11 protein-coding genes are annotated in these 13177 nt (G+C 68.5%); 4 read left to right on the forward strand and 7 right to left on the reverse strand.

Features of this window, described 5'->3' with window-relative positions; genetic code table 11:
- Nucleotides 1-54 precede the first annotated feature (54 nt).
- Nucleotides 55-723 (reverse strand): hypothetical protein, encoded by a 669-nt coding sequence (locus CHC08_RS43665; RefSeq protein ID WP_089213274.1) that lies wholly within the window; start codon nt 721-723, stop codon nt 55-57.
- Nucleotides 724-855: 132 nt separating this feature from the next.
- Between CHC08_RS43665 and CHC08_RS43670 the strand changes: the two genes are divergently transcribed.
- Entirely contained in the window at nt 856-1221 is a 366-nt protein-coding gene (locus CHC08_RS43670) for a helix-turn-helix domain-containing protein (RefSeq protein WP_420823613.1), read from the forward strand.
- A gap of 35 nt (nt 1222-1256) precedes the next feature.
- Here the strand turns inward: CHC08_RS43670 and CHC08_RS43675 are convergent, their stop codons facing one another.
- The 5 genes from CHC08_RS43675 to CHC08_RS43695 all read right to left on the reverse strand — a co-directional run bounded on the left by CHC08_RS43675 (nt 1257) and on the right by CHC08_RS43695 (nt 5881).
- Complete coding sequence (locus CHC08_RS43675; protein WP_245878935.1) at nt 1257-3437, reverse strand: peptidase domain-containing ABC transporter; 2181 nt, start codon at nt 3435-3437, stop codon at nt 1257-1259.
- Nucleotides 3434-3622 carry a hypothetical protein gene (locus CHC08_RS43680; RefSeq protein WP_089213275.1) on the reverse strand — a complete coding sequence of 63 codons (189 nt, stop codon included), beginning with the start codon at nt 3620-3622 and terminating at the stop codon, nt 3434-3436. The genes CHC08_RS43675 and CHC08_RS43680 overlap by 4 nt, the downstream gene beginning before the upstream one ends.
- Nucleotides 3619-4632: a TIGR04500 family putative peptide maturation system protein gene (locus tag CHC08_RS43685; protein ID WP_179282563.1), complete on the reverse strand. Its 1014-nt coding sequence runs from the start codon at nt 4630-4632 to the stop codon at nt 3619-3621. The genes CHC08_RS43680 and CHC08_RS43685 overlap by 4 nt, the downstream gene beginning before the upstream one ends.
- A complete protein-coding gene (locus CHC08_RS43690) occupies nt 4610-5629 on the reverse strand; it encodes an MvdC/MvdD family ATP grasp protein (RefSeq protein ID WP_089213277.1) in 1020 nt (339 codons plus the stop codon). The genes CHC08_RS43685 and CHC08_RS43690 overlap by 23 nt, the downstream gene beginning before the upstream one ends.
- 81 nt (nt 5630-5710) lie before the next feature.
- Entirely contained in the window at nt 5711-5881 is a 171-nt protein-coding gene (locus CHC08_RS43695) for a putative ATP-grasp target RiPP (protein WP_089213278.1), read from the reverse strand.
- A gap of 232 nt (nt 5882-6113) precedes the next feature.
- On the opposite strand from CHC08_RS43695, the gene CHC08_RS43700 reads away from it, so the two are divergent.
- Nucleotides 6114-7241: a D-isomer specific 2-hydroxyacid dehydrogenase family protein gene (locus CHC08_RS43700; protein WP_089213279.1), complete on the forward strand. Its 1128-nt coding sequence runs from the start codon at nt 6114-6116 to the stop codon at nt 7239-7241.
- Nucleotides 7242-7542: 301 nt separating this feature from the next.
- Nucleotides 7543-9798 carry a hypothetical protein gene (locus CHC08_RS43705; protein WP_089213280.1) on the forward strand — a complete coding sequence of 752 codons (2256 nt, stop codon included), beginning with the start codon at nt 7543-7545 and terminating at the stop codon, nt 9796-9798.
- A 203-nt stretch (nt 9799-10001) separates the two neighbouring features.
- Here the strand turns inward: CHC08_RS43705 and CHC08_RS43710 are convergent, their stop codons facing one another.
- Nucleotides 10002-11561 (reverse strand): serine/threonine-protein kinase, encoded by a 1560-nt coding sequence (locus CHC08_RS43710; protein WP_245878936.1) that lies wholly within the window; start codon nt 11559-11561, stop codon nt 10002-10004.
- Between the two features lie 1175 nt (nt 11562-12736).
- Here CHC08_RS43710 and CHC08_RS43715 point away from each other — a divergent pair.
- On the forward strand, nt 12737-13177 hold a 441-nt coding region (locus tag CHC08_RS43715), incomplete at its 3' end, for a membrane dipeptidase (RefSeq protein WP_179282564.1).

The following is a 13177-nucleotide window of genomic DNA, read 5'->3' on the forward strand; positions in this document are numbered from 1 at the left end:
CGCATCCCAAGCTTCTTTATATCCACATATAGATATAAAGCATTACACGTCATCTCAGAGATGGACGCCAATGCTCATAAACTGACGCACCGTAATGCCTCGTCCAGCAAAGTCAGTGCCTCCGGCACGGGGGCGGAACTCCACCGCCATCTCCTCCGCAGGGGCCGGGTGGCGAGCACAACGAGCGCGGAGAAGGCCGACGTCGGCGCTTCTGGTCGCCGACAGCCGGACGGCCAGCAGGGAGTTCCAGCCGATCTGTTCACCGAACGACAGCAGCATGTAGGGCACGATGCCGGGGAGGAGGCCGAGCAGGACGCCCAGGGCGGGATGGAGTCCGGTGGTCTCGGTCAGGTTGCCGGAATCGAAGCGCGCGGCACCGATCAGCCAGGCCACGCCGTACCCCAGCCCGACACCCAGTACGGGGATCGCCCAGGCCAGGCCGATGGTCTTCCGGGGGGCCCGGCGAAAGCCCCAGTCGAAGCCGCGCAGGCCGCGCCCGCCGGCCGGCCAGGCGACCAAGCCGGCGATGCCCGGCATGAGGGCCCCGCTGAAAACGGCGATCTGCGCGGCGATCGGCGCCTGATCGAGCCGGTTCAGATCGAGTCCCTGGGACACGGCGAAGGCGAGAGAGGGGAGCACGAGCGCGGGCAGCACCAGCGCGAAGACCGTGAGCTGCCGCCGGGTCAGGTCACGGTCCCTCGGGGGAGATGTCGTTGTACGCATGACGGCAGTACATCCGCCCGGCGGTCCCGATCTCCTGAACCTGTGGTCCCGTCATCGTCACGCGCAACCCGCTCGGCTGGTTGTTCTGCCTCGGCTGACCCGACGCGGCTCCTCGACGGCGCCGCGGAGACCGTGGCGCACACGCTCCGGCTCCCCTCGGTCGCCGTGCTCGCCGCCGACGGCACGCCCGTCTCCGTCATCGGCGGCGTCCCCGAACACGGGGTACGGCTGGCGGTGTACGGCCCGGCGGTTGCCCGCCGCATCCGGCGGTTCCTCACCACGGGCCCGGAGAGCGGTCCCTTCCCGGAGCTGACCCAGCGGGAGCGGGAGATTCTCGACCTGCTCGCCTCGGGAAAGAGCAACGCCGAGATCGCCCGGCAGCTCTTTCTCAGCCAGAAGACCGTCAAGAATCACCTCACCTCGATATTCGCGAAGCTGCAGGTGGCCGACCGCGCCCAGGCCGTGGTCCGCGCCCGTCGCGCCGGCCTGGGAGAGTAACGTCTCACCCACGACCACGGTCGTGGGGACCGCGCTCACGAGGCGGCGCCGACGGTCTGGGCGGCCACCAGAGCGGCGTAACGGCCGCCGAGGGCCAGGAGCTGTTCGTGGGTGCCGCGCTCGACGATGTGGCCACCGTCGACCACCAGGATGAGGTTCGCGTCCCGGATCGTGCTCAGCCGGTGGGCGATGAGGATCCTGGTCTGCGTGAGATGGGCGAGGTGACTCTCGATCGCCGCCTCGCTCTCGCTGTCGAGGTTGCTGGTGGCCTCGTCGAGCAGGAGGATCTTCGGCCGGGAGAGCAGCGCGCGGGCCAGCGCCAGGCGCTGCCGCTGGCCGCCCGAGAGACCGTTGCCCTCGGTGAGCATGGTCTCGTACCCCATCGGCATGGTCTCGATCTCGTCGTGGATGTCGGCCATCCGCGCTGCCCGTACGATCCTGTCCATGGAGGCGCCGGGATCGTTGAGCGCGATGTTCTCCCTGATGGAACCGGTGAACAGCGACGGCTCCTGGGTGACCACTCCGAACTGGCGGCGCAGCGTGCGCAGATTGAGCTCCTTCAGCGGCACCCCGTCGTACCGGATCTCTCCGGTGGTGGGGGTGTGCAGTGCGAGCAGCAGCCTGGCCAATGTGCTCTTGCCCGAGCCCGATGGCCCCACCAGGGCGACCTTCTGCCCCGGGGCGATGGTGAGAGATACGTCCCGCAGCGTCCACGGGGCACGCGGATCGTAGCGGTAGCTGACGTTGCGCATCTCCACCGCGCCGCGCACGCGGAGCACCTCGATGCCTCCCGAGGGTTCGGGCTCGGAGGTGAGAATGTCGGACAGCCGCTCGAAATGGGCGCCCGCCAGCTGCAGGCTCTGCAGACTGGCCATCAGCGACGAGATCGGCGTGAGCGCGGCCACGGCCATCGCGTTCAATGCGACCAGCGCGCCGAGGGTGAGCTCGCCGTCGAGCACCCGCCAGGTTCCCACCCACATCAGACCCAGCGGTGCGAGCACTCTGATGGCCCCCAGCGCCGAATCCAGCAGCCCCTGAGTGAGCCCGCTGCGGATATCCGCGTTGAGCTGCTCGGAGAAGTGATGTGACCACTGCTCGACCGCACGCTCTTCGGCTCCGGACGCCTTCAGGGTCTCGATACCGTCGATCGCCTGCATGAGCCGGCTCTGGGTGGCGGCGAACGCGACGAGCTCCTGCTGGGTCAGGTGTCTCATCCGGCGTGCCGTGATCAGCAGCAGGGCGATCTGCGCTGCGGCCAGCGCGACCAGGCAAGCGCCGAACAGAGGGTCTCGGACGAAGACCAGGATGAGGTACCCGATGGCGAGCGGTCCGTCGAGCAACGCCGAGAGGATCTGGCCGGTGAGCATGTCGCGCAGCACCCCGACGCTGTTCGCCCTGGTGACCAGGTCGCCCGTGCCGCGCAGCGCGAAATAACGGTAGGGGAGGGCGATGAGGTGTGACACCACGCCCCGGGTCAGCTCGGCGTCCGCTCCCCCTCTGATGGCGAGCAACAGAACCGAGCGCAGGTAGCCGACCGCGAACTGCGTCACCGTGGCCAGCAGGAGCCCCGCTCCCAGAACGGCCGGCAGCCCGGTCGCCTGGGCCGGTATTCCGCCGGCTCCGACCGGCAGCACCCGGTCGACCAGCACCTCGGACAGTGTCGGCAGGGCGAGCCCGAGAAGTTGCAGGATCAGGGAGGCCGCCACGACCTGGGCGAGCAGACCGCGTCTGCGCGACAGGAGTGTGCGGATGAACTGGCGGCGCCAGGCGCTCGCCGCACTGGACCGGCCCCGGCTGAACCGGGGGCCCGGCTCGAAGGCCAGCAGGACTCCGGTGAACCCCTCGTTGAACTCCTCGGCCGTCAGGCGGCGCCGGCCGTGCGCCGGGTCGACCACGTCGACCCTGTCGGCCCCCCATCGCTCGACCACGATGAAATGGTCGAACTGCCAGTGGACGATCGCGGGCATGGGGACGCGGGCGAGATCCTCCGGGTCGAGCGAGAAGGCCTTGGCCTTCAGCTTGTACTCCAGCGCGCCCGCCACGATGGCGAGCGCGCTGAGCCCGTCACGGCCGACCTGAAGCCGTTCGGTGATCTCATGTTGTGACGTTCGACGACCGTGGTAGGCCAGCACCATCGCCAGGCAGGCGGCACCGCACTCGGTGATGCCGTTCTGCTGGATGACGGGAACGCGCCTGCCCGTCCGCAGGCCCCTCACGAGGTCGCCCCGGGGATCTGGGAGGCCGCGAGCAGGACCAGGCCGGCCGTGGTGAGGATGAGCAGTACCACGGCCGCCCACAGCAGGGCGAGCCACCAGCCTCCGATCTTGATCGGGCGGGTGACGCGCCTCTCCCGCCCCGCGTGGCGTCTGAGCGCCTCCTCGCGAAAGATGCCCTTCGTCACAGTGAGTCAGTCCGAGCGGTGTTGCCCCAGAACCATTCGATCTTGGCGGACTTCCGCCGCTCCGCGATCCACTCGTCGAACAGGACCCTCCCGACACGTTGCCGTGTCCGATCGTCCAGCGCGGCCGTTTCCACCGACAGCACCTTGAGCACCGCGAACTCGTCCCCCAGCGGGATGGGCCCGAGCACGTCGCCGGCCTCCACCACGCCCTTTTCGCCCTGGCCCAGCTCATCGGCTGGGAGATCCCCGAACAGGTCACCGGAGGCCCTGCCGGTCAGGAACTCTCGTTCCGCCACGGCGTAGAAGTCGGCGCCGTCCAGCACCTGCTCCGCCGCACGGCGGGCATGGGTCTGGTCGGAGTAAACAAGCCGGGCGACCCGGACGCGGTCGAATTCGCCACGGTGCTCTGCGAAGTACGACTCCACCTGCCCGGCGGTCACCCGATCGCGCAGCCGCGCCACGGCGGCCTCACCGGCCACGAGTTCTTCCAGGTCCCGGACGGACAGACTGTGCAGTTCCATCCATTCGCGGGTGACCTGCGCCGTGACCAGGCCCCGTGCCCTGCGGAACGCGTCCACGGCCTCCTGCAGTTCGGCCTCGGAAAAGGCGATGGGCGACTCGTAGAGTTCCTCCTGCAGAAGGCAGGCGGTGACCAGCCTGTCGGTGAGGCGGGCCTCGTCCCAGAGGAAGTCCAGCTGGGCGATGGCGTCGGGGATCTGCATGTCCACGCCGTTCACGCGGAGCAGGAGCAACTCGCTCGCCCGGTGCACGCCCCGCAGCGGCCACGGCAGTGCCCGATCGGGGCACCAGGACAGCGACACGGTCCCGTGCTCCGACTCCTTGATCAGAAGATCGTAGTGAAGGGAGCCGTCATACTCCTCCCGCTGCCAGAGCAGCCGGAAGACAGCTTCGGGATACCGTTCCCTCAGCTCGCCGAGCGCCTCGCGGGCCCGGCCGGGTTCGAGCCCCTGGATGCTCCGCAGGAACTCACGCGCGCGATCCAGCATCATGGACCTCCTTCGGGATTGAGGCGCCGCCGTACAGCACGTCGCAGAGCGCCTCGCTGATCGGAAGGCCGGTGGTCTCCTCGATCCACAGCCACTGACCGTTCGGGTTGATCTCAAGGAAGACGTAGCGACCATCGGGCGTCAGGATCAGATCGATGGCCCCGTACACCAGGCCCAGCCGCCGGACCAGGTGCACGCACCGCTCGGCCGTCTCGGGCGGGAGCTCGTGTACGGCATGCCGCGTCATGGCCGCGTCGTAACGGCGCCAGTCGAACCTGGTGTGGTTGCTCTCCTGGGAGTGGATCTCCGCGGCGAACACCCGGTCCCCGACGACCGTCACCCGCAGCTCCACCCGTTTGGGGACGTATGCCTGGATGATGATGGGAGCGAACCGGATGGCGTCGGCATAGCCGATGTCACGCGGAGAGACCAGTTCCGACAGCCGGCTGACGCTCTCTCCGCCGTCCCTGGGCGCCCAGGGCATATGGAGCGGTTTGGTGATGATCCTGCCGTCGTGGCGGCTGTAAAAGTCGAGAAACTCATCCGGATCATTACTGATCAGGGTGGGAGGAAGCTCGAAGCCGAGCCTGCCCGCGAGGGCGAGCTGGGAAGGCTTGCGCCCGGCGACCTTGATGACCTCGCGCGACCCCGGCACCATCCGGCAGTCGAGCTGGTCCCACAGGTCGCCGGTGAACACCGCCAGCTCCCTTTCCAGATGAGCCCGCGCCACCAGCTCGGCGACCTTCGGATGGCATACGGGAGACTGAGGCCGGCGGGTCCACACCGCCGTCAAACCGTCCAGGTCGACACGGTGCGAGTGCGTCCGCAACGTCCGCCGCACCCGGCCCGACGGCTCGTAGGAGACATCGATGACGGCCTTCGCCGGATAGTCCTCCGGGTCGAAGAACACCACGTCCGCGCCACGCTGGGTGAGCAGCTCGCCCACGTGGAGAGCATGGGTGTCATCGGGCCGAGTGAGCACCAAGATCTCACCTGACATGTTCGCGCTTCTCCCCACTTGGAACGCGCGGGGCAGCTCCTCTGAAGCGTGCCCCGCGCGGTTCATCTCGGATCAGGCCGGTCAGAAGTCGGCGTCGGTCCCGGTGGTGCCGTCGCCGGAGGCGTCGATGCCGTCGATGACCAGGCTGGACTTGCTCTTGTCGGGCCGCATGCCACCGCTGACCAGACGCAGGTCGTTCTCGTTCAGCTCGCTGCCGAACGGGGCGATGTCGTCGATCTTGATTTCGGACATGATGCTTCCTTTCCCCCCGCCGCCCTGCGGCGGCGTCTACTGGGTTCCTCGCCTCACGGCGGGGAATCGGTCTCACCGGATCCACAGCCACGTGCGTGCTCGTCCGGTGCTGAGAACAAAGCTAGAAAGGTGCACTTGTAGATCACTTGGGGATAGCTTGAAAGCACCGAAAACCAGGTGAAGCACCCTTTCGATCGATACTTCGACCTCGGCGGGGAAGACGTCGACCTCGATGATCTGGTCGTACAGCGACCGCCGCATCACGGTGTTCGTGGCGCCCGCCGAGATTCTCACCTCTGCGGCGCGCAGCGAGGTTCCGGCCCGCTGCGATCACGGGCGATGGCCGTACACCCTGGTCAGAGCCCGGCCGGCGGGCCACGGCAGAATGTCGCTCATGGAAGCCCGCATCGCGATAGCCCCGTCCGCGGAAGCACGAAAGGCTTACGGCCGCGCCAACTCCCCCGACTTCGACCACCTAGCCTCCAAGATCGAGGAGGCCGTGTCCGGGGGCGGCGGTGCCAACGTCCCCCTGGCCGAGGCCAACGGCCTCGTCTGGCTCATCCCCGGCGAGCCGGAGCAGCTCCGGCAGACCCTGGACGGCCACCCCGGAATCGAGTGGGTGCAGTTCCCCTGGGCGGGAGTGGAGAAGTTCGCGACGTCCGGCCTCTTCCACCGCCCGGTGGTCTTCACCTGCGCCAAGGGGTCGTTCGCCGGGCAGGTCAGCGAGCACGCGCTCATGCTGATACTGGCGAGTCTCCGCAGCGTCGTACGGCAGGCACGGACGCCCCGCTGGAGCCCGGTGGATCCCCGGTCCCTGCACGGCCGACGGGTCACGATCCTCGGGGGCGGCGGCATCGCCTCGGAGCTCGTCCAGCTCCTGCGGCCTTTCGGCTGCCGGATCCGGGTGGTCCGTCGCCGGCCGGAGAAGATCGAGGGTACCGAGGAGACGCTACCGCCCACGGCTCTGCACGCCGTACTTCCCGAGACCGACATCCTGGTGCTGGCCCTCGCCCTGACTCCGGAGACGAGGCACGTCATCGGTGCCGCCGAGCTGGCGCTGCTCCCGCCGCAGGCCGTCGTCGTCAACGTCGCACGGGGCGCGCACATCCAGACCGACGCACTCGTCGAAGCCCTCCGCACGGGGGCGATCTCCGCCGCCGGCCTGGACGTGACGGATCCCGAGCCGCTCCCCGACGGGCATCCGCTCTGGGCCGACCCCCGCGTCCTCATCACCTCGCACTGCGCGGACTCCGCCGAATACGTCCTGCGGATGCTCTGCGAGCGGGTCGAACGGAACGTGCGCAACCTGCGAGCGGGCCTGCCGCTGGAAGGGACGATCGACCCCACCGCGGGGTACTGACCGCGCCGCCGGACCATCGATCCGGGGGCCCCGGCCGGTGACGGAAACACCCGATGCACCTGATTCGGGCCTGAGGTAACGCAATCAACCCGTGCCGGGCAGACGTCCATGACACGCTGTGTGCGCATACGGGAACCCGCCGGGCGTCGCTGACATCCAATCGCGTACGGCCCACGCCCGCTCGCCGGGGCGTGAGCCGTACATCCCCGTGTTGATGTGAGCCGTAGATCCCCATGCTGATGACGTATCCGGATGTAAGCCGTACACCCCCCATGTTGACGACGTATGAGGTGCCTTCGCTATGGCGTCGAATGTGACCCGGTTGTATCAGGCGGTACTGCGCGACCCGTCCGTTCCGATCTCGATCCCGCTGTGCCGTACCTTCTCGGACTGGATCGCGGGGAAGGGGTTTCCGCCCGCGGACGCCGGGGGGCCGAGGGTCGAGGCCGAGGTCGACGGGGCCCGGCTCACGATGGAGGGGCATGGCGACTGCGGACGCTACACGCTGGAGGAGCCGCGCGGGGAGGGGCACCTGTGCACCCGCGTGACCTATGCCGAATCGGTGCCGGGCATGACCGGGTGGGTTGTCGTCACCGTGGACCGGCACGGGGAGGGGGAGGCGGCGGCGAACGCGCCCGGTTTCCTCCCGGCCTACCTGCGCACCGCGCGGATCACCGACGGCGGTGTCCATGTCGAGGACGGCCCGATGGCCCTCGACGAGGACGACGTGCAGCGGTTCGTCCACACGATGACCGAGCCCCGCCGGAGGGTTCCGATCGTGGTCGTCTCCGTGGACCCTCAGAACCCCGGGGCGGGTCGCGCCCGTGCCGACTACCTGGCCGGTGCCGTCGCCGGTGTGAGCCTGGTGGTGCAGCTGACCGACCAGCGCGCCCAGGACCGGTTCAACAAGGCGATGGGCAGCGACCTGGGCGTGTTCGGCGGCGGTATCCGCACCTACGTCACCCCCTTCGACCCCGCCGACGAACGCTATCCCTACCGGCACCCGCCCATGGGCGGCGCCATGATCCGCGACCAGGGCATCGCCGCCCTCAACCGGGTCGTCGACGGAGTGATCGGTGAGACCGCCCGTCGCAAGCTTCCCGACGACGTCCAGCAGACACTCCGTATCGTCTACCGCGTACTCGCCGGACGGGCCGAGTCGAGCGAGATCGCCACGGCCGTCGCACCCCGGCCCGCGAAGTCCGCTCTCACCCGCGAGGAGCTGCGGCTGCGGATGGCAGCCATGATCCAGCGCCCGGCGCCCTCCGGCATCGGGGCCGTCATCGAGAAGCCGATTGTCACGAAGGGAGCCGTCGGCGTTGAGGCCGAGGCGGCTGTCGCGAACGGCGCCGCCACCGTAAAGGCCGAACCGGCTGCCGCGAACGGAGCCACCGCCGTAGAAACCGAGGCGGCTGCCGCGAACGGAGCCACCGCCGTGGCGGCTGCCCCGAACGGTGTCATCACCGCGGAGGCCGGGCCGGCTGCCGCGAACGGAGCCGTCTCCGTACGAACCGAGGCGGCTGCCGCGAACGGCGCCGCCACCGTAGGAACCAAGACGGCTGCCACGAACGGCGCCGCCACCGCGGAAACCGAGCCGGGCGTCGGTGAGGGTGCCGTCGCCGTGAAATCCGCGCCGGCCGCCGTACCGGCGCCCGACCTGGGGGAGCTCGCCCGGACCGTGGCGGACAGGGTGATCAGGGAACTGCGCGGGGAGCTGGAGACGGCGCTGGGTCTCGCCACGTCATCCGGGACCACCGGCGGCGACTCGGGTAGGTTGCTCCGCGAGATCCGGATGCTCGGCGCGCATCTCTCCGGCCTGCGTGACGTCGTCACCGAACGGCGCCGCGACGAGCTGCTTGTGCAGGCCGAGGACGAGAGCGACCGGCTGGCCACCGAGGTCGAGAGTCTCCGCGATGAGCACCGATTACTCCAGGAGGAGTACGCCGAGGCCGTCACGAGTACCAGGAAGCTCTCCGAACGGGTCCGCTGGCTGGAGCGCACGCTCGCCGAGGCGGGCCAGCCGGTGTACGGCGTGACCGGGGAGCAGCCCGTGTTCGAACCGGCCAACCTGACCGAGGCCCTGCTCGAAGCCCGCGAGAACCTGCACCACATCGTCGTCGGCGACACCGACGGCGTCGCCGCCCGGCTGGACCTGGACCATCCCGCCCAGTGCCGTACGTGGGCGGCCAAGGCGTGGGACGCCCTCCGTGCCCTGGACGACTTCGCGAAGGCACGGTCACGCGGGGAGTTCGCGGGCGGCTTCTACGACTGGTGCGCCCACGGCTCCCCCGGCCGTTTCACCATCCCGACCGGAATGCTGTCCATGCGGGAGTCGAAGACCGTGGCCAGCCGGCACAAGTTCAGCGCCCCCCGCACCTTCGCCGTCCCGCCCGAGGTGAACCCGCTCGGGCAGGTCCTCATGGAAGCCCACATCAAGCTCAGGCCCATCGGATATCCCGCGCCGCGGATGTACTTCCACGACGACTCCGGCGGCGCCACCGGCAAGATCTGGATCGGCTACCTCGGCGACCATCTCCCCAATACCCGCACGAACTGACCGACCCCGGCATATCGGCCTTCCCCCGCTATCTCTGAACGGCCGGCCCGGCATATCGGTCTTCCCCAGCCGCTCCCGGATGGCCGACTCCGACATCCACGAGACCGTCACACGCTCGGCCCCCGTCTCCCCGGAGGTCGGACCGGCCGCCGGTCCGTAGAGCGCGTCCCACCGGACAGCGATCGGCGACGAGGTCGCCCGTGTCATCGGTTGTCGAGATTTTCGAGGATCTCCCGGACCTTGCCGACGTCCGGGTGGTGCTGGCCGTACCTCCGCTCGAGGTCCGACAGCAGGCCGCCCAGGGTGCGTTTCGCCTGTGCCCTGTTTCCCGAGCCGAATTCCAGCAGCCCGATCTGGCAGCGGAGCTCAAGGACCCGTTCCTCGTCGGCGCCGAATCGCTGCTCGTCGGTCAGAAGCCGGTGGAGCTGGGTCAGGGCGACGCTCGTCTCCCCCACCGCCGCGTGGCAGTTCGCCGCCATCAACCGGCATCGCAACGCGAGATTGTTGCCCGGCCCCTCTATCTTGGCGACGTCGGCCGCCAGCCGGTGGAACTCGGGTGCCGCCCGGCGGTAGTCCCCGCCGAGGAAGAGGACTTCGGCGAGATCGATGCGCAGGTTGACCACGCTGGAGCTCATCGAGCCGAACGCGCCGGCGGCGGGACCGACCATCTCCGCCAGCACGTCCGCCGCCTGGCTGAAACGGGATTCCGCCTTGAGCGCCTCGGCGTCCTTGCGGGCGTGCTCGATGTCATGAAGCCCGATCTGCGCCGTTCCTCCGGCGTGCCTGATCCGCGCCGGTCGCACCGGGTCGGTCGGCCGCCGGTTGCGGCTCTCCGCCGGAGGGGTGATGCGTCCGACGACGGTGGCGTACATGCGCACCGGATGGGGCGTGTCCAGGTTCACGTAACCGGGGAAGGGCGGCAGGTCGTGGCAGAACTCCAGCAACCGTTCGTAGGCGACGTCCGCGCTGGGCACCCGCTTCTCCGGCGTTTTGGCGAGCAGCCACAGGACGAGCCGCTCCAGCCCCTCGGGCACGTCCCGTCTTCTGGTGCGCAGCGGCCGGGGCGGGATGTCGGTGTGGTTGCGCATCGCGGCCAGGGCCGTGGGAGCGGCGAACTGGTTCTCTCCGGCGAGCATCTCGTCCAGGATCACGCCGAGGGAGTAGAGGTCGCTCTGCGGACAGGCGGCCCCGCTCATGGCCTGTTCGGGCGGCATGTACGCCGGTGTGCCGAGCACCTCGCCCGTTCTTGTGAGTCTCGTCGCATTCGGGGAGACGAGCGTGGCGGCGATGCCGAAGTCGAGGACCTTCACCGTGCCGTCGGGGCAGAGCATCAGGTTGGCGGGCTTGAGGTCCCGGTGCACCAGCGAGTTGGCGTGGGCCACGGCCAGGACCGAACACACCTGAGCGGCGATCGACACGGCCCAGGCGATGGGAACCTCGGTCTCGTCCAGAAGCGAGGAGATGGAACAGCCGTTGACGAGCTGCATGACCAGATAGAGGTCGTCGCCGTGCGATCCGCAGTCATAGATCGTGGGCACTCCGGGGTGCTCCAGCCGGGCCGTGATCCGCGACTCACGAACAAAACGTCTGGCCAGTTCCTCATCCGGCCGACCGTCGGGAAACCTGCTGACTTTGATGAATTTGACGGCGACCTGCCGGTCCAGGCGTTTGTCGTAGCCGAACCAGACCTCCCCCATTCCACCGGAGCGGCGAGACAGAGGATCCAGCTCGTAACGCCCGCCGACGGTGACCCATCTGCCCAAAACGATCAGCCCTCCAGAAAGGCTCTGCCTTCTCAGGAAAATCCAGAGAACTTTCCGATAAAAAAGTACAGGCTTACGCAGCGAACTGCGGGTCGAATTCCGCCATACGGACGCTTTTCAGCGCTACAACCATGATGGCATGATGCGTGGCTTTTCCCCCGCTCGCGGTAACCTCTCCGGCGGGCTTCCGGCGTGAGGTTCGGCGGGCGCATGGCGGGACGGCGGCGCCGGAGCGGCCGGGCGGTGCCGACGCGGCGCTCCGGCTCGGCCCGCCGGTCGATCGGCGGCCTCCGGCGCTCCACGGAGCGTTCTCCGCGACCATACGGTTACCGATGGTAGATCGGTGAGATGTCGGCACGTTCCATCGCGAGCCGAACGAGATCCTGGAACGTGTCACACGCCTCGAAAGGGATGGACGACTCGAAGGTCCGCGTGACGTCCGGGCGGAAAATACTTTCCTCTCCGACCCGTTCCACCACGACTGTTCTCTCCTGCCCGACCGTTTCCGCCACGATCCGGCCACCGCATCGAGCCCCGCCGTTCTTCTCGCACATCCCGAAACAGGCCTTTCCGGTCGCATACCATACCGACTAGAACCTCTCCTGGAAGAACACACCATGTCGGCCGACACCTCTCACGGCAGGCCTCGCCACCGGCATTCATTGCGGCAGATTCGGCGCCGCCTTTAATGGAGCCGTCATATCGAAAGCGACCGCCGAAGCCCATCCTCGATCCCGTCCATCATGACGAGAATCAGCGCGTCGGAGGCCCCATCTCTCCCGCGCGAATGAGACATTGGATAGGCCGACGCGGACGACTCCGTCCTCTCCGAGAGAGAATGCCGGCGGGCCGTCACATCACAACGATTGGCCGTGGACGGTTATGACGTAATCCGCCCGCGTCCGCCGAAGGACACTCACCGCGCCAACAACGCCGACTTGATCAGGAGACGGGGGCGAGGCGCTCGTCGTATCTTTCCTGCTCCTCCGCCTTCCGCTCCCGCCTCTCGCGTTCCCGGGTGCCTTCGCGCCCTGACGATCGCGGCGGCCGGCGAGCCGATCAAGCGCTCTTGGCCGAATGGACGAACATCTCCCTCCTCTTAGGAAAACCGGACGAATTCCCCCACCCCCGGCCTGTCATACCGTCGCGGTAAACATCCATCGGAGGGATGGCACGTGCCCGTTGATCTTCACCACCGCGCCGTCGTCGCAGACACTCATAACGATCTGCTGATGGCGGTTACCGCCAGGCCTCCGGAGCGGTGGGCGTCGTTCTTCCGTGAGCGGTGGCTGCCCCAGCTGCGTGAGGGCGGGGTGAATCTGCAGGTGCTGCCGGTCTTCATCGACGATCAGTATCGGCCCGAGGGGGCGCTCCGGCAGACGCTGCGCATGATCGAGTGTGCGCACACCTTGGCCGAGGGCAACGCCGATGCGGTGCGGCTGTGCACCGACGGAGCGCAGATCGACGCGGCGCTCGGCGAGGGGCTGATCGCCCTGGTGCTGGCGCTGGAGAGCGCGCCGGGCCTGGATGCGAGCGTGGAGTTGCTGCCCACCGTGCACCGGTTGGGGGTGCGGGTCGCCTCGATCGCGCACTGGGGCCGTACCGCGCTGGCCGAC

Origin of the sequence: Streptosporangium subroseum (assembly GCF_900188345.1) — a bacterium.
Taxonomy (GTDB): Bacteria; Actinomycetota; Actinomycetes; order Streptosporangiales; family Streptosporangiaceae; genus Streptosporangium; species Streptosporangium subroseum.